The 19420-nt window shown below is 73.0% G+C and carries 18 protein-coding genes and 1 pseudogene; 7 read left to right on the forward strand and 12 right to left on the reverse strand.

Annotated features, from left to right (window positions below; genetic code table 11):
* The first annotated feature begins 55 nt into the window (after positions 1 to 55).
* Complete coding sequence (locus Plo01_RS38450; protein WP_239317888.1) at positions 56 to 1993, forward strand: APC family permease; 1938 nt, start codon at positions 56 to 58, stop codon at positions 1991 to 1993.
* Positions 1994 to 2024: 31 nt separating this feature from the next.
* On the opposite strand, the gene Plo01_RS38455 is transcribed toward Plo01_RS38450, so the two are convergent.
* Positions 2025 to 2915 carry a Rossmann-fold NAD(P)-binding domain-containing protein gene (locus Plo01_RS38455; protein ID WP_203895730.1) on the reverse strand — a complete coding sequence of 297 codons (891 nt, stop codon included), beginning with the start codon at positions 2913 to 2915 and terminating at the stop codon, positions 2025 to 2027.
* Positions 2916 to 2986: 71 nt separating this feature from the next.
* Between Plo01_RS38455 and Plo01_RS38460 the strand changes: the two genes are divergently transcribed.
* Positions 2987 to 3931 (forward strand): GlxA family transcriptional regulator, encoded by a 945-nt coding sequence (locus Plo01_RS38460; protein WP_203895731.1) that lies wholly within the window; start codon positions 2987 to 2989, stop codon positions 3929 to 3931.
* A gap of 130 nt (positions 3932 to 4061) precedes the next feature.
* On the opposite strand, the gene Plo01_RS38465 is transcribed toward Plo01_RS38460, so the two are convergent.
* The 4 genes and pseudogenes from Plo01_RS38465 to Plo01_RS38480 all read right to left on the reverse strand — a co-directional run bounded on the left by Plo01_RS38465 (position 4062) and on the right by Plo01_RS38480 (position 8641).
* Positions 4062 to 5276: an RNA polymerase sigma factor gene (locus tag Plo01_RS38465; RefSeq protein ID WP_203895732.1), complete on the reverse strand. Its 1215-nt coding sequence runs from the start codon at positions 5274 to 5276 to the stop codon at positions 4062 to 4064.
* Positions 5276 to 5691, reverse strand: a pseudogene (locus tag Plo01_RS38470) (YciI family protein). Before Plo01_RS38470 ends, Plo01_RS38465 begins: the two are co-directional and overlap by 1 nt.
* A 316-nt stretch (positions 5692 to 6007) precedes the next feature.
* Positions 6008 to 6619, reverse strand: coding sequence for a hypothetical protein (locus Plo01_RS38475; protein ID WP_203895733.1), 612 nt, complete (start codon positions 6617 to 6619; stop codon positions 6008 to 6010).
* Between the two features lie 249 nt (positions 6620 to 6868).
* On the reverse strand, positions 6869 to 8641 hold the full coding sequence (locus Plo01_RS38480; RefSeq protein ID WP_203895734.1) for a helix-turn-helix domain-containing protein: 1773 nt from the start codon (positions 8639 to 8641) through the stop codon (positions 6869 to 6871).
* 222 nt (positions 8642 to 8863) lie between these two features.
* On the opposite strand from Plo01_RS38480, the gene Plo01_RS38485 reads away from it, so the two are divergent.
* A complete protein-coding gene (locus Plo01_RS38485; protein WP_203895735.1) occupies positions 8864 to 9286 on the forward strand; it encodes a hypothetical protein in 423 nt (140 codons plus the stop codon).
* 713 nt (positions 9287 to 9999) lie between these two features.
* Here Plo01_RS38485 and Plo01_RS38490 read toward each other — a convergent pair.
* From Plo01_RS38490 to Plo01_RS38500, 3 genes are all read right to left on the reverse strand, one after another.
* Positions 10000 to 11118: an MBL fold metallo-hydrolase gene (locus Plo01_RS38490; protein WP_203895736.1), complete on the reverse strand. Its 1119-nt coding sequence runs from the start codon at positions 11116 to 11118 to the stop codon at positions 10000 to 10002.
* 119 nt (positions 11119 to 11237) lie between these two features.
* Positions 11238 to 11537 carry an MTH1187 family thiamine-binding protein gene (locus Plo01_RS38495; RefSeq protein ID WP_203895737.1) on the reverse strand — a complete coding sequence of 100 codons (300 nt, stop codon included), beginning with the start codon at positions 11535 to 11537 and terminating at the stop codon, positions 11238 to 11240.
* A gap of 18 nt (positions 11538 to 11555) precedes the next feature.
* Complete coding sequence (locus Plo01_RS38500; protein ID WP_203895738.1) at positions 11556 to 12569, reverse strand: helix-turn-helix transcriptional regulator; 1014 nt, start codon at positions 12567 to 12569, stop codon at positions 11556 to 11558.
* Between the two features lie 145 nt (positions 12570 to 12714).
* Between Plo01_RS38500 and Plo01_RS38505 the strand changes: the two genes are divergently transcribed.
* Positions 12715 to 13140, forward strand: a complete 426-nt coding sequence (locus Plo01_RS38505) for a VOC family protein (protein WP_203895739.1) — start codon at positions 12715 to 12717, stop codon at positions 13138 to 13140.
* Positions 13141 to 13144: 4 nt separating this feature from the next.
* Here the strand turns inward: Plo01_RS38505 and Plo01_RS38510 are convergent, their stop codons facing one another.
* The 3 genes from Plo01_RS38510 to Plo01_RS38520 form a co-directional block, all read right to left on the reverse strand.
* The gene (locus tag Plo01_RS38510; protein WP_203895740.1) at positions 13145 to 13318 is read right to left on the reverse strand and encodes a hypothetical protein; all 174 of its coding nucleotides are present in this window, start codon (positions 13316 to 13318) and stop codon (positions 13145 to 13147) included.
* A 73-nt stretch (positions 13319 to 13391) separates the two neighbouring features.
* Positions 13392 to 14117 (reverse strand): MOSC domain-containing protein, encoded by a 726-nt coding sequence (locus tag Plo01_RS38515; RefSeq protein WP_203895741.1) that lies wholly within the window; start codon positions 14115 to 14117, stop codon positions 13392 to 13394.
* Between the two features lie 10 nt (positions 14118 to 14127).
* On the reverse strand, positions 14128 to 15717 hold the full coding sequence (locus Plo01_RS38520; RefSeq protein WP_203895742.1) for an SDR family oxidoreductase: 1590 nt from the start codon (positions 15715 to 15717) through the stop codon (positions 14128 to 14130).
* A gap of 101 nt (positions 15718 to 15818) precedes the next feature.
* Here Plo01_RS38520 and Plo01_RS38525 point away from each other — a divergent pair, with 101 nt between their 5' ends.
* Together Plo01_RS38525 and Plo01_RS38530 are read left to right on the forward strand one after the other, a co-directional pair.
* Positions 15819 to 16481, forward strand: coding sequence for an endonuclease V (locus Plo01_RS38525; protein WP_203895743.1), 663 nt, complete (start codon positions 15819 to 15821; stop codon positions 16479 to 16481).
* A gap of 40 nt (positions 16482 to 16521) precedes the next feature.
* Positions 16522 to 17073, forward strand: coding sequence for a hypothetical protein (locus Plo01_RS38530; protein WP_203895744.1), 552 nt, complete (start codon positions 16522 to 16524; stop codon positions 17071 to 17073).
* Between the two features lie 18 nt (positions 17074 to 17091).
* Here the strand turns inward: Plo01_RS38530 and Plo01_RS38535 are convergent, their stop codons facing one another.
* A complete protein-coding gene (locus Plo01_RS38535) occupies positions 17092 to 18114 on the reverse strand; it encodes an Acg family FMN-binding oxidoreductase (RefSeq protein WP_203895745.1) in 1023 nt (340 codons plus the stop codon).
* A gap of 443 nt (positions 18115 to 18557) precedes the next feature.
* On the opposite strand from Plo01_RS38535, the gene Plo01_RS38540 reads away from it, so the two are divergent.
* On the forward strand, positions 18558 to 19223 hold the full coding sequence (locus Plo01_RS38540; protein ID WP_203895746.1) for a pyridoxamine 5'-phosphate oxidase family protein: 666 nt from the start codon (positions 18558 to 18560) through the stop codon (positions 19221 to 19223).
* Positions 19224 to 19420 lie beyond the last annotated feature (197 nt).

The raw sequence follows: 19420 nt of genomic DNA on the forward strand, positions 1-19420 counted from the left end.
CACGCACCACACGACCGCACCGACGAGTGACATCGACCACGGGGGGTGGACCGGGGTGAACACATCGACCCCGCCGAGAACCGGATCCGCGCCCGGTGAATCCGCGCTGCGCGGCTGGCTGCTGCACGGCCTGCCGCGCAGCGACGCCAGGACCACCGGCCCGCACCACGAGGAGGCCCCCGGCCATCAGCACTCCTGGTGGCAGGTGATGTGCCTGACCGGTGTGGACTACTTCTCCACCCTGGGCTACCAGCCCGGCATCGCCGCGCTGGCCGCCGGGGCCCTCAGCCCGGTCGCCACCCTGCTGCTGGTCGCGCTCACCCTGCTGGGGGCGCTTCCCACCTACCGGGCCGTGGCCGAGCAGAGCCCGCACGGCCTGGGCTCGCTGTCGATGCTGGAGAGCCTGCTGCCCGGCTGGCGCGGCAAGCTGCTGGTCCTGTTCCTGCTCGGGTTCGTCGCCACCGCGTTCATCGTGACGATCACCCTGTCGGCCGCCGACGCCACCGCGCACGTGCTGCACAACCCGTTCGTTCCCGGGTTCCTCTCCGGCCGGCAGGTGCCGGTCACCCTGGTGCTGATCGCGGCTCTGGGCGGGGTGTTCCTGCTCGGTTTCAGCGAGGCGATCTCCATCGCCGTGGTGCTGGTCGCCGTCTACCTGACGCTGAACGTCGTCGTCGTCGGCGTCGCGGTCGAGCACGTGCTCGTCGAGCCCGGCCTGGTCGGCGACTGGCGGGCCGCGCTGACCGCCGAGCACTCCAGCCCGATCGGCATGATCGCCGTCGCGCTGTACGTCATGCCGAAACTCGCCCTGGGCCTGTCGGGTTTCGAGACCGGTGTAGCGGTCATGCCGCTGGTCCGGGGCGACCTGGCCCGGCGCGTCAAGGGCGCGCGCAAGCTGCTGACCACCGCCGCGCTCATCATGAGCGTCTTCCTGATCGCCTCCAGCTTCGCCACCACCGTGCTCATCCCCGCCGAGGAGTTCGCCGAGGGCGGCAGCGCCAACGGCCGCGCCCTGGCGTATCTGGCCCACGCCTATCTGGGCGACTGGTTCGGCACCGCCTACGACGTCTCCACCATCGCGATCCTGTGGTTCGCCGGCGCCTCGGCCCTCGCGGGACTGCTCAACATCGTCCCGCGCTACCTGCCCCGCTACGGCATGGCCCCGGACTGGTCCCGCGCCACCCGGCCGATGGTCCTGGTCTTCACCGCCATCTCGTTCGCCATCACGCTGGTCTTCGACGCCGACGTCGAATCCCAGGGCGGCGCCTACGCCACCGGCGTGCTCGCGCTGATCCTGTCGGCGGCCATCGCGGTGACCCTGTCGGCCGCCAGGAAGCGGCGGATCGGAGCGGCCGCCGGGTTCGGCTCCGTCACGGTCGTCTTCGTCTACGCCACCATCGCCAACATCATCGAACGCCCCGACGGACTGGTGATCGCCGCGTTCTTCGTCGCGTTCATCGTGGTGACCTCCCTGGTCTCCCGCGCCACCCGCTCCACCGAGCTGCGCGTCACCCGTATCAGCATGGACGACACCGCCCGGCGCTACATCAACGAGGCCGGGGAGATCCACCTGATCGCCAACGAGCCCGACGCGCGCGACTGCGCCGAGTACGTCGGCAAGACCCGCGAGGCCTGGGAGCTGCACCGGCTGCGCACGAAAGAAGGGGCGCTGTTCCTGGAGGTCACCGTCCCCGACGCCTCCGAGTTCGAAAGCGAGCTGCGGGTGATCGGAGAAGAGCGCCACGGCTTCCGCATCCTGCGCATGGAGAGCACCACGGTCGCCAACGCGATCGCCGCGGTGCTGCTGTATCTCCGTGACGAGACCGGCAAGACGCCCCACGTCTACTTCCACTGGGCCGCCGAGGGCAACCCGATCGGCGCGCTGCTGCGCTATCTGGTCTTCGGCGGCGGCGACATCCCGCCGCTGACCCGCGAGGTGCTGCGGCAGGCCGAGCCGGACCCGGCCCGCCGCCCTCTCGTCCACGTCGGCTGAGCAGCCGCCGCGGAGCGGGCCCGCGCCGGGATCAGAGCAGTCCGGCCAGGACCTCCTCGACCGGCGTGGCCGTGACGCCGAGCAGTTTCTCCGTCTCGGTGAAGTCGGAGACGTACGGCCTGCCCGGCGTCTCCAGCACCTCGGTCAGCTCCGCCCAGAACGGGCCGGTGAGCGACAGCAGCGCCAGGTCCCGCTCGGTCAGCTCCTCCAGGCGGGGCTCGGGCGCCCCGGCCAGCCCGGCGAGCCGCGCGGCCAGTTCGCGCACCGAGGGCGTGACCACCGGCACGTGCCAGGCCCGTCCCCAGGAGCTCGCGTCGCGACCGGCGGCGACCAGCGTGCGGGCCGTGTCGCCGATCGAGGAGTAGCTGTGCGGCAGGTCCAGCTCCTGCGGCACCAGGGCGAGCGCGCCCGCCAGCACTTTCGGCTGGACCATGAGGCTGAAGACCGACACGGCGCCGGCGCCGTAGAACTGCGCGGCCCGCACCTCGGTGACCCGCGCGCCCGAGGCGGCGGCCTCCTCCCACAGGCGCGCCCGCAGGCGGCCCTTGGGTCCGGCGGCCCGCAGCGGCAGGCCCGGGTGGACCGGGCCGTCGACGAGGCCGTAGCCGTACAGGTTGCCCAGCATGACGTAGGGCACGCCGGTGCGCGACGCGGCGGTCAGCAGGCCGGCCGCCAGCGCGGGGAACTCCTGCGGCCAGAGGTGGTAGGGCGGCGCGGCGCAGCCGAACAGCGTGGTCGCGCCCTCCAGCAGCCGGGTGAGCAGGTCGGCGTCGGCGGCGTCCGCGGCCGTCTTCTCCACCAGGGGGTGCTCGGGCCCCGCGCCGCTTCTGCTGACGATCTTGACGCGCTCGCCGTCGGCGGCGAGCAGCAGGGCGGTGCGGGAGGCGGCGGCACCGGCGCCGATGATCACGTGGAAGGTCATGGACCTACCGTCCCTCACGCCCTTAGGCTGGCGGCAGTGGCCAGAATGCCAGCTATCCGGAGGATCCGGCCATGCACCGAATCGTGCTCGTCGTCGTGACGCCCGTCATGAGCTTCGACGTGTCCATCCCCTACATGGTCTTCGGCGGCGTCGAGACCGACGGCGGTCCCGGCTACGCCATCCGGGCGTGCACCGCCGAGCCGGGCATCGTGCCCACGGCCGGCGGCCCCGACCTGTTCGTCCCGGACGGCCTGGAGGCGGTGCGGGGGGCCGGAACCGTGATCGCGGTCGGCAGCGGCGGCGAGCCCGCCCACCCGGAGGCGCTGCGGGCGGTGCGGGAGGCGGCGGCCGCCGGGGCGCGCATCGCCTCGCTGTGCACCGGAGCCTTCGTGCTGGCGCAGGCGGGCCTGCTGGACGGCCGCCCGGCGACCACCCACTGGGCCCTGGCCGACGCGCTGGCCGCCCGCCACCCCGCCGTCGAGGTCCGCCCCGACGTGCTCTACGTCGACGACGGCCGGGTGCTGACCTCGGCGGGCGCGGCCGCCGCCATCGACCTGTGCCTGCACCTGGTCCGGCTCGACCACGGGGCGGCGGTCGCCAACGCCGTGGCCCGGGCCGCGGTCGTCTCCCCCGTCCGGCCCGGCGGCCAGGCCCAGTTCATCGACACGCCGCTGCCGCCCGAGCGCGGCGCGTGGCTGGCCGCGACCCGGGCCTGGGCGCTGGAGCGGCTGGACCGCCCGCTGACCCTCGGAGACCTGGCCGGCCACGCCGGCACCAGCGTGCGCACGCTGACCCGCCGCTTCCATGCCGAGACCGGGCTCAGCCCTCTGCAGTGGCTGCTGCACCGGCGCATCGACCGGGCGCGGGAGCTGCTGGAGACCACCGACCTGCCGATGGGCGAGATCGCCTGGAGAAGCGGGCTGGGCAGCGCCGACTCCCTGCGCAAGCACCTGGTCGGCCGGGCGGGGATCACGCCCAGCGCCTACCGCGCGGGATTCCGCCGTACCGGGCGCTAGGCGGTCCGGAGCCTCCGGCGTCACCGGTGGGCATCGTGGACGCGGGGCTTGAGCGGCAGCCGTACGGCCGGTGGCGTCAGCGGGCCGCCGGAGCCCGGCTCACCGCCACCGGCCGGCTGCGCCGGAGAGGTCAGCCCAGCGCAGCCGCCTTGCGCAGCAGCACCGAGCGTTCGCGCCGGTTGGCGCAGAGCCGGGCCGCCAGCTCCAGCTCGGCGCGCGCTTCCGATCGCCGTCCGAGCCGGGCCAGCAGTTCACCGCGTACGGTCGGGACCAGATGCGAACCGGGGAGCCGGTCCGAGGCGATCAGCTCGTCCACGATGGCCAGGGCCCGCGCCGGGCCCGAGGCCATGGCGACGGCCACGGCCCGGTTGAGCTCGACCACCGGCGAGGGCGCGACCCGGCCGAGGGCCTCGTAGAGCAGCACGATCCGGTCCCAGTCGGTCGCCTCGACCGAGGGCGCCGACACGTGGGCGGCGGCGATCGCGGCCTGCAGGCCGTAGGGGCCGAGACCGCGAGCCGACGCCCTGGCCAGCGCGGCCAGCCCGCGGCGGATCGCCGAGACGTCCCACCGCCGCCGGTCCTGGTCCTCGAGCAGGACCGGCGAGCCGTCCGGGCCGGTACGGGCCGGGAAGCGCGCGGCTGTCAGCTCGCACAACGCGAGCAGGCCGTGCACCTCCGGCTCGGCCGGTTGCAGCGCGGCCAGCGTGCGGGCCAGCCGGATCGCCTCGTAGGCGACGTCGGGGCGGAGCAGCCGGTCGCCCGACGTGGCCGTCGACCCCTCGGTGAAGATCACGTAGATGACGCTGAGCACGCCGCCCAGCCGCTCCCGGCGCTCGGCGGCCGACGGCAGCTCGAACGGCACCCCGGCCGCCGCGATCGTCTTCTTGCCCCGCGTGATGCGGGCCTGCACGGTCGGCACGGGCACGAGGAACGCGCGGGCGATCTCCTCGCTGGACAGGCCGCCGACCACGCGCAGGGTCAGCGCCACCCGGGCCTCGGGGGAGAGCACCGGATGGCAGCTGATGAACATCAGCGCCAGCACGTCGTCATCGATCTTGTCGGGATCGATTTCCTCGTCGGCCGCCGAGCCGGCCACCAGCAGGGCGTACCGGTCCTGAAGGGCGGTCCGGCGGCGGATCGCGTCGATCGCCCGCCGCCGGGCCGTGGCCATCAGCCAGCCGGCCGGATTGGCCGGAGAGGCGAGCGGCCACGACGCCAGCGCCTCGGCCACCGCCTCCTGGGCCGCGTCCTCGGCCAGCTCGAAATCGCCGGTGAGCCGGGTCAGCGCCGAGACCATCCGCGCCGACTCGATCCGCCAGACGGCCTCGACATCGGCCGTGCCCATCAGGTCCGGCCGTCGCTCTCGCGCCCGGCCCGGTCCTCGACGATCACTTGTCGACCTGCGGGACCTCGTCGCTCCCGGGCACCCGCCGGATCTCGATCTTGGCCCCGGGTGCCGCCGGGACCCGCTTGGCCCACTCGACCGCCTCCTGCTTCGAGGCGACGTCGAGCAGGAAGAAGCCCCCGAACAGTTCCTTGGTCTCGCCGTACGGCCCGTCCGTGACCACCGGGGCCTGGCCGCTGAAGTCGACCACGGCGCCCTGGCCCGGATCGTCCAGCCCCTCGGCCGCGAGGAGAACGCCGGCCTTGACCATCTCCTCGATGAACTGGTGGGTCCTGGTCATCATCTCGTCGATGTCGGCCATCATGGCCGCGTTCGACTCGTCGGTGCCCCGCATGATCAGCAGGTACTTCGACATCGTGTTCTCCTCGTTTCGTCCGGCGGGGCCGCCTCTCGGCTCTCGCACCCTTACGTCGAACGAGCGGCCCGCGGATCGACACGGCCCCGGAGAAATCTCTCGCCGCGACGGATCGCTCCGAGCCGCGCTTCGCCCGCCGGAGCGGTTTCTGAGCGGTGACCGGTGCGGACGCCCCGCCGATCGGAAAGCCTATCGCCGCGTCTCCGGAAAGCGGCGACGCTCACACAGACCTGGGGAAAGCATTCGGGGCGCGCCCGGTGTTCTCCCCGCTACGGGCCCGCGGAGAGGGCCCCCGAATCGCCGGCCCGGACCCGGCTCAAGGGTCGTCGGTTGATCCGGCGCTCCCGCCCGGGCCCGCTTCCCGGGTTTCACGATCCAGCCGACCCACCCTGGCCAGCAAGAACATGGCGGCGGCCGGCAGCAGGCCCGCCAGCACGACGAGCGCGAGCATCGCCGGTGGCTGCCAGCCGGGGTTATGCGCGATGAACCCGCTCTGGTCGTCGGCGGACACGGCGCTCGTCATCGCGTTGAACCGCGTGACGAAGGCGAATCCCAGCAGATGGAACACGCCGCCGATTCCGGTGACGGTGGCGTACCCCGGTTCGGCGCCGTGGCGTAACACCCTTCGGCCGAGCAGCGCCAGCAGGACCGCGACCGGCAGCGTGAACACGGCTCCTCCCCACGTCCAGACGCGAGCGGAGTACGCCATCCATCCAACGGAGCCCAGAGACCGGGACGTCCGCGGGCCGCCGGAGATGCCCATCGGGTCGGCCGGGTGCTCGGCATACCGGATGGCCACCAGCTGGACCACGAGGAACGCAACCGTGATCAGCGGGGTGAGCAGCAGGACGAGCCCGCCCGCCCGGGCGTGCGCCCGTGCGTCGGTGCGGGACTCCCCGGCTGCAGCCACCGGCGCGGCGACCTCCACGGCTTCGGCTCCGGCTCGGCGAGCGCCCGAACAGGAGGCGGCACCACCGCGGGTCGCCGCCCCGGGCGACGGCCGCGGCACCGACAGCGCCGCATGTCGGACACGACACACCATTATGGCGGGTGCCTGCTCGGCTGAGCCGAACGACGCGAGCACGGGGTTCGAAGACCCCGGTCGCAGCCGCGGACACCGGGAGGGCCAGGACCGGCACGCGGCATCATCGAGACAGGCGATGTCCGATCGCCGGCCTCAGTAGATGATGAGCACGGGCCTCTCGGTGATCTGGACAGGGTCCCCCGGCCGGACCGAGACGCTGGATCCATCGAGGTGCCTCACGCTTCGAGCCCCGGGGGCGGCCACGGAAGCCGTCCCCGTGACTGTCCACCGCAGGACGGCCTCATGCGCACCGCGCGATCCGGTGAGGGTGAGCTCGCACTGCCAGACGTTTGCCGGCAACGCGATGGCCAGACCCTGCCCGCAGGAGCGGAGGCGGGTGTGGGCAAGCCAGCGCTGCAACTGCTCGACGGCCAAGGCGGCCCTGGTCGGGGCGCCGCCCTCAGCCTGCAGCACGATGGGCAGGGAACTGCCGCCCCAGTTATAGAAATACATGCGCTCCAGCTTGAAATCGGCGGCGTACAGGCCCAGCAGGTAGAAGCGCACCGCGTAGTCGGTGGCTCGCCGCTCATCCAGTGAGCCCTGCAGCGGGATGTCATAGGTCGTCCCGGTATTCCACAACGGCGGATGCACGCCGATCCGATGGAAAACCCGGTCGATCAGGACCAGAAGCTCCAGCATCGTCTCAGGCGGATCCGCGGCGCGGCGCTGGTGCAGCTTGATGCCCGCGACATCGCAGTGCCGGTAGCCGCCCAACTCGGCGAAGCGTTCCAGGACCCGCCGGGCAGCCGGTTCCCACAGCCGTCCCATGCCCGGGCACACGACGATGGCGCGCGGATCGGCACGCCGGATAATCCGGGAGGCGCGGCGCGTCATCTCCACCAAGACGGTGACGTCACCGGTGAAGAACCGCTCGTCGTTGCCCATCACCCAGAGTTCGTAGGCCTCAAGGCGCCCCCGGTAGCGAGTGACCAGCGCGCGCACCAGCGCCTCCCAATCGGCGAGGTCCTCGGGCGGCCCAGCTCGGGACTGGTCGCCGTAGGGGGTGAGCGGGGCCTGCGGCGCCGCCCACGAGGGGGTCCCGCCCAAGACGAACAGAGCGGGCAATCTGGCCCGCTCGGCACCGGCCACCAGACGATCCAGCGTGCTCCAGTCGTACTCTCCCCGGCGCGGCTCGAGTGACGCCCAGCGCGTCCCGCTGTCCCAGAACCGGACAGCGCCGACCTGGAAGGCGGGCATCGTGCCCGTATTGGAGTTGATGGTGACGCCGAACATCTCACGGCGCACCGGCATGGGCGCCCGCACCCAACTGGGGCCGGAGATCCACTGCCCCGCCCGCATGATCTCTGCGCGCGGCGCCGTCCTCGCCGGGGTGGCCGCGCTTCCCGCCATCCCGGCGAGGAGGGCGAGCGCGGCGAGGACGCCGGCAAGACGCATCCCCTGCGACCGGCCCACCGCAGCACCACCTGATCGGCCGCGGACAGGTTCCGGAAGGGGGATGGGCGCTGGAGGGCGCGGCCTCGGGTCGGGCGGTCTCGGGATCGTCGAGCACGAGACCGGCGGCTCCTGAGCCGCCTTCCTGACAGCCGGCGGCGCGGAGCGGGCATGGAGATCCCGAGAAAGCGCGGGGGGCTCGCCCTGCGCGCCCTCAGCCGCCTCGCCGACGGCGCATGTCGCCGCCGACCAGGCACGCAGTACTTGCTCCAGCTCCCGGCTCCCGGCCCCGCACTCCCTGGCGATGCGCATCACCACCCCGATGTCGGAGGGCAGGCTCTTGCCGTTGCAGTAGCGGTGCAGGGTCGACCGGCTGACGAACGACACCACGGCCAGGTCCTCGTAGCTACGTCCGCTACGTTCCTTCAGCCTCCGCAGCAGGAAGGAGAAGTCGCGCTCTTCTCGCTCGCCCACCGAGCCTCCTCAGCGCTCCAGTCTTGACAGTGAAGGCTGCCAGATATCGCGCCGAAGGATCTCAAATCCTCCCAAACAGGGGATGAACTCGCAGGCCAGAACGGGCTTCCGCATCTCACGCATCCCGTTTCGCGCCGCCCCCCTTGGCAGGAGAGCGGCTCCGCGGCAACAGTTCAACCCGGCCAGTCATCCACAATCGCACCGACTTTTCAGGAGGCACTCATGCCGCTCGTCCGACGCCGGACCACCGCGGTTCTCGCCGGGCTCTTCCTCGCCCTTCCCACGCTCGCGCTCACCGGCCCGTCCGCCCTCGCCGACACCAACTGCGGTAGCTGGCCCGGTAACGGGATCGCCCACCACGACGTCAAGACGCGCACGATCACCCATGGCGGCCGGACGGTGAAAGTCGCTCTGGTCAACCAGCGGCTGAGCGACCACTCCTTCGCGGCCGTGCGAAGCGGCTACCGCTCCGGCGACCAGACATGGGTCGACCGCTCCTACGACGGCGGCTCCACCTGGACCCAGTGCGGCCCGTTCAACTCGAAGTTCTCCAACGACCTGAACAACTACCGCAACAGCATGCGCGCATGCGTGCGCTTCAACGGGGAGAGCTTCTGCACCGGTTGGTACTACGACGAGGGCTGATCCGTATCCGGACGCCGGATCGGGCGTGCGCTCAGCCCTGCCGCGCGAGCGGACGTATGACGGTATGCGTCGCGGTCGGATCACCCTTGCGCGGGTCCGGCCGAGCGATGTAGACCTCGCAGGTCGGATAGGAGCGTCCCGCGAACAGCGACGGCGGCTGCTGGGGCCAGGTTCCTCTGGCCCCAGCAGGGCCTCGACGAGGTGGCCGGCACGCTCGGGGATCTCGTCGAAGACGTGAACGCGGGGACCCACCGACATGACCACCCGCAACGACATCACCGAGTCCTTCGAGGACCCCGCCGCGGTGACCGAGCGGCGCAGCAGCGCCAGGACCGCCAGCACGGGAACGGCCAGGCCGCCCCAGGGGAGGAAGGTCTCCGGCATGCTGCCGAGATTGCCCGCGGTGTCGGGCACGAGGCCGGGGAACGCCAGCAGCGGGGCCACCAGGACGGCCGCCGCCGCGAGGATCCGGCCGCGCGTCCAGGCCGTCCGGCGTGGGGTGTCCTCGCCCCGGCGGCGCCGGCCGATGCGACCGGGGGCCTCTCCGCGGCGCGAACTTCCCGATCTTCGATGCGCATACGTCCGACCGTACGGGCCGGCGGCTTCCCGCGCGCCGTCCGGCCGCGGACGAGCCGGGACGCCTCATCCGACCGGACCAACCAGCCCGGCCGGTCAGCCGATCCGGCCCGGACATCCCCCAACGGACCGCGTGGTCAGGCTCCCTTGAGCAGTTCCCACCAGGGGTCCACCGGCTGGGCGTCGCCGGCGTCGATCCGGTCCCCCGGACGCGGGATCGCGAGCCGGACGTCGCGGGCCTTGGCCTCGTACCAGAGCCGGTCGACGGGCTCGGCCCAGGGATGGAAGGCGAGGGTGAACGTCGCCCAGTGCACCGGCAGGAGCAGCTTCCCGCCCAGGTCGAGGTGGGCGGCGACCGCCTCCTCGGGGTTCATGTGGATGTCGGGCCAGCCCGGGCTGTAGGCGCCGATCGGCATGAGGGTCAGGTCGAAGGGGCCGTGGTCGGCGCCGATGCGGGCGTACCCGTCGAAGTAGCCCGAGTCGCCCGCGTAGAACACCCGCTTGTGCTCGCCCGCGACCACCCAGGATCCCCACAACGTGTCGTTGCGGGTGAGGGAGCGTCCGGAGAAGTGACGGGCCGCGGTGGCGACGAAGCGCAGGCCCGCGACGCTCGCCTCCTCCTCCCAGTCGAGCTCGATGATCCGCTCGGCGGGCACGCCCCAGCGCTCCAGGTGCGCGCCGATGCCCAGCGGGACCAGGAACGGCGCGCTCTGCCCCGCGGTGAGCGCGCGGACCGTCGCCCGGTCGAGGTGGTCGTAGTGGTCGTGCGAGATCACGACGGCGTCGATCACCGGGAGGTCCGACAGGGGCACCGGGAGCGGGTGGATGCGCCGGGGGCCGATGAAGGGGACGGGCGAGACCCGGTCGCTCCACACCGGGTCGAACAGCACCCGCCGTCCCTCGATCTCCACCAGCGTGGTGGCGTGGCCGTACCAGACGGCGCTCAGACCGGTCTCGGACGGCCGGACCGCCGGAGAGGTCACCAGCGGGACCGGTCCGGCGGGCTTGCGTCCCTCACGGTCGGTGACGAATTCACGCAGCATCTGGGGCGCGCTGTCCGGCGGCGGCGTGGTCGAGGAGGGCGTGGTGTTGTGGAAGACGCCGTCGCGGAACTGCGGCGACCGCACCATCCGCTCCAGCCGCTCACCCCGGGCCCGGCCGCCGAGCTCCGCCGGGACGTTCCGCAGCGACCACCCGGCGGCGGCCAGCGCCAGCCCGCCCGCGATCAGCCGCCCCACCGATCCTTTTCCCACCATCCGGCACACTCCCTGAACGTTGTTCTATCCGTCCAACCGACCGCGGGCCGCCGGTGTTCCCGGGAGAGCTCGGAAGTGGAGCAGATCACCTCGGCCGGGGGCTAGGCCATCGGCCGGGGCTAGGCCAGATGCCGCTCCACGGTGGCGACCTTGGCGTCCAGCCGGCCGCTCCCGCCCTCGCGGATGTCGGCCTTGAGAACGAGGCTGACCCGCCCGCACCGGGCCTCGACCGCGGCGACCGCGTCCTTGACGACCCGCATCACCTGGTCCCAGTCCTCTCCCTCGATCGTCGTGAACATCGCGTCGGTGCGGTTCGGCAGCCCCGACGCCCGCACCACCCGGACGGCCTCGGCGACGAGCTCCCCCACGTCCTCACCCGCTCCGATCGGCGTAACGCTGAACGCCACAAGGACCGACATGCCTCTTCCCCTCTCCGATCATTTCTTGGCCGTCCCCACGGTACGGGCCGCGGCGGCGTCGGCGTAGCGGCGGGCCAGCCGGGCGAAGGCGGCTCTGAGCTCGGCCGGGCCGACGACCTCGATGCCGGCGTCGAACCTGCCGACGGCGGCGGCCAGGCCGGTCCATGACCACGAGCCCAGGACGAGCCGGCAACGGTCCGGGCCGAGTTCCTCGACGGCTCCGTCGTCGATGTGGCGGGACACGACGGCGGCGGGCAGGTCGAGGATCATCTCGCCGACGCACGGCCAGTCGCCCGAGCCGCCCGCGCCCCGGAAGCGGCCGGTCACGAAGGCGGCGACCTCGCCGCCGGGCAGCACGCGGGGGGTGAAGCGGGGCCCCGTGGGGGTGCGCGGACTGATCCGGTCCGCGCGGAAGGTACGCCAGTCCTCGCGGTCGAGATCCCAGGCCACGAGGTACCACCGTCCGCTCCGGGTGACGAGGTGGTGGGGCTGCACCCGGCGCGGAGGGGCCTGCGCGCCGCCGTCGTCCGTCCCTCCTCCGGATGCGGGGAGGTAGTCGAAGCGCAGCACCTCACGGGCGTGGACGGCGGCGCTGAGCGCCGTGAGCACACCGCTGTCGGCCCGCGGGGCGGGCCGGATCGCGGGCCGTTCGACGGCGGTGACCCGGACCGTGTCGATCCGGCGGCGCAGCCGGGCGGGCATGACCTGACGGACGGTGTTCAGCGCGCGCGCCGCGGCTTCCTCGATGCCCGCCCCGGCGGCGGTGGCGAGCTGGAGCGCGACGGCCAGTGCCACGGCCTGCTCGTCGTCGAACAACAAGGGGGGCAGTTCCGCGCCGGCGTCCAGCCGGTAGCCGCCGTCGGGACCCTTGATCGCGATGATGGGGTAACCGAGTTCGCGCAGGCGATCGACGTCACGCCGCACGGTGCGCGGGCTGACGTCCAGCCGCTCGGCCAGCAGCGCCCCCGGCCAGTCCCGGCGCGCCTGGAGCAGCGAGAGCAGTGCCAGCAACCGCGCTGAAGTCTTCGGCATGGCTTCCATGGTGCCCCAAGTAGCGGCCACACCCTGTCCGCTTCCCCTGTCACTGTGGTCACCGAGCAGGGGCGGGCGGGCCGCAGGACGACGGCGACCCGCAAGACCGCCCCGATGACAGGAATCGAAAGGCGAGGACCTCATCATGTCCGTCAACGTTGTGACCCACCTGAACTTCCGGGGGGACGCCCGCGCGGCACTCGCGTTCTACCAGTCCGTCTTCGGCGGAGACGTGGCCGTGGTCACGTACGGGGACGCCGGGGACGTCCGGGAGACGTCCGCGGCCGACCAGGTGATGTGGGGCCAGGTGACCGCGGGCAGCGGCTTTCGCGTGATGGCCTACGACGTGCCCTCGCACCAGCCCTGGGATCGGGGCGAGAACGCGTTCTTCGTCTCACTCCGGGGCGGGGCGGCCGAGGAGATCAGCGCGTACTGGGAGAAGCTCTCCGACGGCGCGACCGTCCTGCAACCGCTGGGGCCCGCGCAGTGGGCGCCCCTCTACGGGATGTTGAAGGACCGGTTCGGCGTCACGTGGGTCGTGGACGTCGTCAGCGAGTACGACGCATCCTGACGATCTACCGGGCCCGCAGCCGGTCCAGGTGGTAGGGCACGCTCGCCATGGCCTGGTCGGGGTCGCGCACGCCGAGCAGGATAAGGAGCTCGTCCGCGCCGTGGGCCTGCTGCTCGACGAGACGCGGGCGATGCTCGCGCAGTTGAGCGGGCACCAGCGCTCCGACCTGGTGGTCCACGACGGCCCGATGTGCTGGTGGGGCCGGATCCCGGCCGGGCGATGTGCCCCGCGCCGGAGCGGCGACGGCCCGGTCAGAGATCGATCGCCGGGACGGCCGTCGCCCGGTCGCCCCGCCGCACGGTGCCGGGCCGGGTCACCCTCATGATCACACCGAACTTGTTCCCGTGCCGCTGGATGAGGTGCTTCTGCAGCTCGGGCCAGCGCTCCCGGCCGTCGGGATCCCAGCTGGGCACGGCGCACCTGATGCACGGCCCCGCGTGGTCGCCGGTCACCGTCAGCTCCACCTCGCCCACCGAGATCACGGTGCCCGCGCCCCAGTCCTGCTCGTCGAAGGCGGGGGCGTCGAGGCTGAGATGGAGGTTGGGCCGGAACCTGCGCAGGTCCACCGGACCGCCCAGCTCCTCCTCCAGCGCCGTCCGGGACGCCTCGACCGTGACCAGGACCGTCGGCCCCCGGTCCTGCTGGCCGTCGGCGGCGTGCAGGCTCAGCGGGACGCCCAGCGACTCCGACAGGGCTCCGACGAGTCCGGGGTCGTCCCACTTCCAGACGGCCCCGTCCGGCGCGGTCAGCACCGGGACGTCCCCGCCGTCGTAGCCGCTGTGCCAGTGGAGCGTCTCGGGCCGCTGCCGTACGGTCAGCCGCCTGCCCTCATGGGTCTCCCGCCCGTCGATCAGCGCGTAGGCCCGGTCTCCGGCCATCCCCCGATCGTCGAAGCGCGCCTGCTCGATCTCCTCGCCCCGCAGCGACTTCACCGGCCACCGCAGTACCCGCTGGACACTCCCCTGGTACGTCGTCATGCCCCAAACCTTAGTGAGCCGCATCCCGTGCCGCGCGGGCGGTCGCGGCCCGGGCGATGTTGCGCGGCATCCGGCCGAAGATCAGGCTGTGGAAGGGCGATATGCCCCACCAGTACGCGTGTCCCAGCAGGCCGTGCGGGTGGAACACCGCGCGCTGCCGGTAGACCGCCCGCGCGGCGCCGGCCCGTGGAGCGGAGGCGCCGGTCTCCGGGAAGGCGGGATCGGCCTGCGGGGAGGCGGAGTCAGCCTGCGGGGAGGCGGAGTCAGCCTGCGGGGAGGCGGGGTCGGCCTGCGGGGAGACCGACAGCTCCAGCCAGGCGAGTCCCGGCAGCAGCATCTCGGCGCGCAGCCGGAGCAGCCGGCCGGGCTCGATCTCCTCCACCCGCCAGAAGTCCAGCGAGTCGCCCACCCTCAGCCGTTCGGGGTCGCGGCGCCCCCTGCGCAGGCCCACGCCGCCCAGCAGCCGGTCGATCAGGCCGCGTATCCGCCAGGCGACGGGCAGGGAGTACCAGCCGTTGGCCCCGCCGATCGCCTCGATCACCCGCCAGACCGCCGCCGGGGGCGCGTCCACGGCGAGTTCGCGCTCGTCGGCGTAGAGACTGCCGCCGGCCCAGTCCGGGTCGGTGGGCAGGGGGTCGCTCGGCGCTCCGGGGGTGGAGGCGGAGCACCAGCGGGTGACGACGTCGGCTTCCTTGATCCGGCGCAGCGCCAGCCGTACGGACTCGTCGAAACCGATCAGCCCGCCGGGCGGGTCGGGGACGAACCGGGCGATGTCGTTCTCGGTGCGTACGGCCTCGTGGCGTAGCGACTCCACCAGGGGCCGGGCGATTCTGGCGGGCACGGGGGTGACGAGGCCGACCCAGTGGCTGGACAGCGCGGGCGAGAGGAACGGCACCGGGATGATCACCCGTGGCGGCAGTCCCGCGACGGCGGCGTACCTTCGCATCATGTCGCCGTAGGTCAGGACGTCCGGCCCGCCGACGTCGAAGGCGCGGTTGACGTCGCCGGGGATGTCGGCCCAGGCGGCCAGGTAGCGCAGCATGTCGCGGACGGCGATGGGCTGGGTGGGGCTGCGCACCCAGCGGGGCGTCGTCATCACCGGCAGGCGCTCGGTCAGATACCGCAGCATCTCGAACGAGGCCGATCCGGAGCCGATGACCACGGCGGCCCGCAGCACCACGGCGGGCGTCGGCGCCTTCAGGAAGATCTCGCCCACTTCCGCGCGGGAGCGCATGTGCGGGGACAGCTCGCCCGGGGCGTGCGTCAGCCCGCCCAGGTAGACGATCCTGCGCACGCCCGCGTCGGCCGCGGCCGCGGCGAACGTCTCGGCCGCCCGCCGGTCGCGCTCGACGAAGGAGGGCCCCGCGGCCATCGAGTGGACCAGGTAGTAGGCCACGTCGACGCCGCGCATCACGCGCCGCATCGCCTCCGGGTCGTTCACGTCCCCCTCCGCGGCCCGCACCCGCCCGGCCCACGGCAGGTCCCGCAGCCGCCCCGGGTGCCGGGCCGCGCAGGTCACCTCGTGCCCCGCCTCGAGCAGCCCGGGGACCAGCCTCCCGCCGATGTATCCGGTGGCTCCCGTGACCAGAACACTCCCCATGCCGTTACCTTCTCAGGTCACCGGCCGGGCGGTTGCATGTGAGGCGCGACCGGCGCGGCTCCCGGTCCCGCGGCGCGCCCGGCAGGCACGATCATGGGGGTATGAAGGTACGCGCTCCCCGCACCGCCGCCGAGGCCGAGGCGATCCAGGACGAGCTCCGGCCGCTGCTGGACCTGACCGGGCCGGGCCCGCTCCGGCCCGCCACGGTCGCCGGGGTGGACGTGGCCTACGACGGCGACCGGCTGGCGGCGGCCGTGGCCGTGCTCGACGGGACCACTCTGGAGGTCGTCGAGGAGGTGACCGTCACCGGCCGGACGGCGTTCGGATACGTCCCCGGTCTGCTCGCCTTCCGCGAGCTCCCGGCCCTCCTGGACGCCCTGGACCGCCTGACCGTCGTCCCGGAGCTGGTCGTCTGCGACGGGTACGGCCTGGCCCATCCGCGCCGCTTCGGCCTGGCCTGCCACCTGGGCGTGCTCACCGGGCTGCCCTCGATCGGCGTCGGCAAGACCGCCTTCGTCGGCGGCTGCGCCGAGCCCGGGCCGGAACGGGGCTCCTGGACGGACCTGACCCTGGACGGCGACGTCGTCGGCCGGGTGCTGCGCACCCGGGACGGCGTCAAGCCGGTCTACGTCTCCGTCGGCCACCGGGTCGACCTCGACACCGCCTGCCGCAACGTCCTGCGCCTGACCCCCGCCTACCGGCTGCCGGAGACCACCCGCGTCGCCGACCGCCTGTCCCGCGCCGCGCTCGCGGGCGCCGGATGACGCCCCGGAGGGCCGGACGCCGGATAGAGTCGCAGGAACCATGAGAAACCACACGATCACCGCGCTGTGGGAGGAGATTCCCGACGACGCCGACGACCTGGTCCTGGTCAGCGGCGGCTTCCGGATCTACGTCTGCCTGTGCGGCAAGCAGCTCCCGGACCGGACGGCGGCCGAACTGCACGCCATGGAGACCGGCCAGTGCTCAACGTGCCTGGGCACCAAGGTCGAGGACATCGTGCCCGGATTCGCCCAGGACTGCACGGCCTGCGCCGGGACCGGCCGGCGTGGAACGCAGCTGCGCTGGCAGCTGGCCCACGCCGAGGCCGAGACGGTGATCACCGTCGAGCTCGTCCGGGCGGTGATCGCCCCGCTCAGCGGGCCGTTCCGGCTGTCCGAGGTCGCCGACACCGTCCGCGAATCGCTGGGCCTCCCGGTCGGCCGCCTGCCCGTCGGTCCCCGGGTCCGCGACGTCCTGCGCGGCCTGGAGGCGATGGGCGAGCTGATCATGGTCTCGGCCCCGGACAAGCTGCTCCGCGGCACCGGCGTGGTCCTCTACCGCGACCCCTCCTGGGAGCACGTGAGCGCGGGATGACCCCCGCTCCCGGAGCCGTCAGCGCTCCTGGAGCACTTCCCCGACCGGCCGCCGGGTGCTCGCGCCCTCGTCGAAGGAGAAGCCCAGCCTCGTGATCATCTGCGGGTACTCGTCCGAGCAGAGCTCCTGGCGCAGGAACTCCCGCAGGTGGAACATCTCCAGCGACTGGGTGTGGAAGGCCGCGCCGACCCCGTGGGCGGAGGCGTGCAGCAGGACGCGCTGCAGCGCCTGACCGGCCGCGATCCAGTCCTCGCGGGAGTCGCCGCGCGTGGTCAGCAACGCCACCACACCGGTGGAGGTGGACATGGACTGGTCGTCGTCGTTGCCCCACGGGCGTCCCTGGGCGTAGTCGCGCTGGGCGAAGTGCGGGGTGGTGCGCCCGGGCTCGCGAGGGTAGCCCTCCGCCGGGACGCCGTCGCGCCGGGTGCCGCCCGGCGGCCGGGCCCAGCGGATCAGTTCCAGGCTGAACGTCCGGTCCCGGGACTGCACCTCCTGGGCGGCGCTGGTGAGCGCGGCGATCACCCTGACGGCCGCCGCCGACCGGACCGGCGTCAGCCGTACCCCCTCCGCGGCCGCCTGGGAACCGAGCGCCTCGACCAGACGGTCCGGCACCGGCAGTTCGGTGAACCCGGCCCGGTGGGTACGGCGGCGCTCGATCTCGGCGTGCGTCAGCAGGGTGTGCTCGTCCGGCGCCACGCGCCGCCCGGCCCGGACGGTCGCCAGCAGGGACGGGCGGTCGGGGTCGGGCAGCACCCGCACCAGCGGCTCGTAGCCGAGCCTGCGCAACGTGAGCCGTGCGTCGAACAGGGCCGCGCCGCAACTGATCAGGAGCTCCCGGCCGGCCGGGTCGCTGATCGTGAGTTTCCTGGAGGAGTCGGCGCGTACGCTGATCTCCCCGTTCTCGATGACGAAGGTCCACGGCTGGGTGTTGTGCACCGACGGCGCCCGCGTGGCGGCCTCCACCGCGCTACGGAGCACGAAGGCGGTCTCCTCGTCCGGGCGGGCCTCGAATTCCTTGCCCTCGAATTCCTTGCTCTTCATGTCCGGCCTCCTTTCCTCCAGGGTTTCCCGGCGGGGCGAGGGCGGTAAGCGGGCGGAGGTCCCCCGCGGGCGGGTCTTACGGCCTGCCCTCCGTGAGCCGTACGCCCTTCGCGGACCGCCCCCGCCCGATCCGTCCGCACGGCTCGCAGGGGCCGAAAGACCCTGCCGGCGGGGTCTTCCGGCCCCTGCCGGGAGATCACGGCCGATGGTGGAGTGGGAGACGGCGCCGAGCGCCGGACCCGGATGGGGCCACGCCTTCCCGGGCCCCGGCGCCCGGACCACCCGGTCCCCGCTCGGCGGCCTCTGGCGGGGACCGGGTGGTCCGGGTTAGAGGCGCCCGCCCCTGGGGAGATCCGGGGGTGACCCGGATCAGGACATCGTGCGGAACAGCGGGATCTCTCTCACCTGGACCGACATTCCGCCTTTATCTAAGGAATCCACCCATGACCCACGACACCACGGCCCCCGGCGACCTCGGCAGGCGGGTCGCCAGGCGGCGCGAGGAGCTCGGCCTCAGCCGGGAGGAACTGGCCGGGCGGGCCGGGATCGACGCCGGTTACCTCTCCTACCTGGAGGAGGCGCCCGCCTCCCCGACCTCCGAGACCGTACAGGGCCTGGCCAAGGCGCTGGAACTCACGCCCGAGGAGCTGCTCGGCGGTCCCGCCGGACAGCCGTCCGCACCCGCCTCCCACGCCGAACTGGAGAAGATCGACCGGCAGGAGTGCCTGCGCCTGATCTCGCCCGGCGGCATCGGCCGGGTGGCCTTCAACGACGCCGGAGGACCGGCCATCCTGCCGGTCAACTACGCGCTGCGGGACGACAGCGTGATCTTCCGTACCGCGCCGGAGGGCCCGCTCGACAAGGAGCTGCGCACCGGCGTCGCCGGGGTCGAGCTCAAGATCGCCTTCGAGGTGGACCGCCTGGACGAGACCCGCCAGGAGGGATGGAGCGTGGTCGTCCGGGGCGGAGCCCACCTCGTCTCCTCCGCCGAGGAGCAGGCCGCCGTGGAAGGCTCGGGCGTGCAGCCGTGGGCGGGCGGCGAGCGGGGGCTCTACATCAAGATCGTTCCCGCCGAGATCACCGGCCGTCGGATCCGGCACGGCATGTGATCTCCGCCGATCCCCGTGAGGCCGTACCGCGTCCTCAGGCCGTGCCGCATCCTCGCGAGGCCGTACCGCCCGGTGGCGCGTCCGGGACCTCGCGCATGTTTTGATGATTCATCCGGGGACGCGGCGATCGCCGTCGCCCGGAGAAGGCCGTCCGGGGGATCCGGGCGGCCGGGAGCAGGACGAGGAGGGCCGGAGCG

It is taken from the genome of Planobispora longispora (assembly GCF_016863135.1).
Taxonomy (GTDB): Bacteria; Actinomycetota; Actinomycetes; order Streptosporangiales; family Streptosporangiaceae; genus Planobispora; species Planobispora longispora.

Excerpts from the sequence above, each read along its gene's own strand:
- Plo01_RS38540 (WP_203895746.1), top strand. The coding sequence starts at position 18,558 with ATGACCCACGACACCACGGCCCCCGGCGACCTCGGCAGGCGGGTCGCC.
- Plo01_RS38455 (WP_203895730.1), bottom strand. The coding sequence starts at position 2,915 with ATGACCTTCCACGTGATCATCGGCGCCGGTGCCGCCGCCTCCCGCACC.
- Plo01_RS38520 (WP_203895742.1), bottom strand. The coding sequence starts at position 15,717 with ATGGGGAGTGTTCTGGTCACGGGAGCCACCGGATACATCGGCGGGAGG.
- Plo01_RS38530 (WP_203895744.1), top strand. The coding sequence starts at position 16,522 with ATGAGAAACCACACGATCACCGCGCTGTGGGAGGAGATTCCCGACGAC.
- Plo01_RS38495 (WP_203895737.1), bottom strand. The coding sequence starts at position 11,537 with ATGTCGGTCCTTGTGGCGTTCAGCGTTACGCCGATCGGAGCGGGTGAG.
- Plo01_RS38535 (WP_203895745.1), bottom strand. The coding sequence starts at position 18,114 with ATGAAGAGCAAGGAATTCGAGGGCAAGGAATTCGAGGCCCGCCCGGAC.
- Plo01_RS38515 (WP_203895741.1), bottom strand. The coding sequence starts at position 14,117 with ATGACGACGTACCAGGGGAGTGTCCAGCGGGTACTGCGGTGGCCGGTG.
- Plo01_RS38525 (WP_203895743.1), top strand. The coding sequence starts at position 15,819 with ATGAAGGTACGCGCTCCCCGCACCGCCGCCGAGGCCGAGGCGATCCAG.
- Plo01_RS38460 (WP_203895731.1), top strand. The coding sequence starts at position 2,987 with ATGCACCGAATCGTGCTCGTCGTCGTGACGCCCGTCATGAGCTTCGAC.
- Plo01_RS38485 (WP_203895735.1), top strand. The coding sequence starts at position 8,864 with ATGCCGCTCGTCCGACGCCGGACCACCGCGGTTCTCGCCGGGCTCTTC.
- Plo01_RS38500 (WP_203895738.1), bottom strand. The coding sequence starts at position 12,569 with ATGCCGAAGACTTCAGCGCGGTTGCTGGCACTGCTCTCGCTGCTCCAG.
- Plo01_RS38505 (WP_203895739.1), top strand. The coding sequence starts at position 12,715 with ATGTCCGTCAACGTTGTGACCCACCTGAACTTCCGGGGGGACGCCCGC.
- Plo01_RS38490 (WP_203895736.1), bottom strand. The coding sequence starts at position 11,118 with ATGGTGGGAAAAGGATCGGTGGGGCGGCTGATCGCGGGCGGGCTGGCG.
- Plo01_RS38465 (WP_203895732.1), bottom strand. The coding sequence starts at position 5,276 with ATGGGCACGGCCGATGTCGAGGCCGTCTGGCGGATCGAGTCGGCGCGG.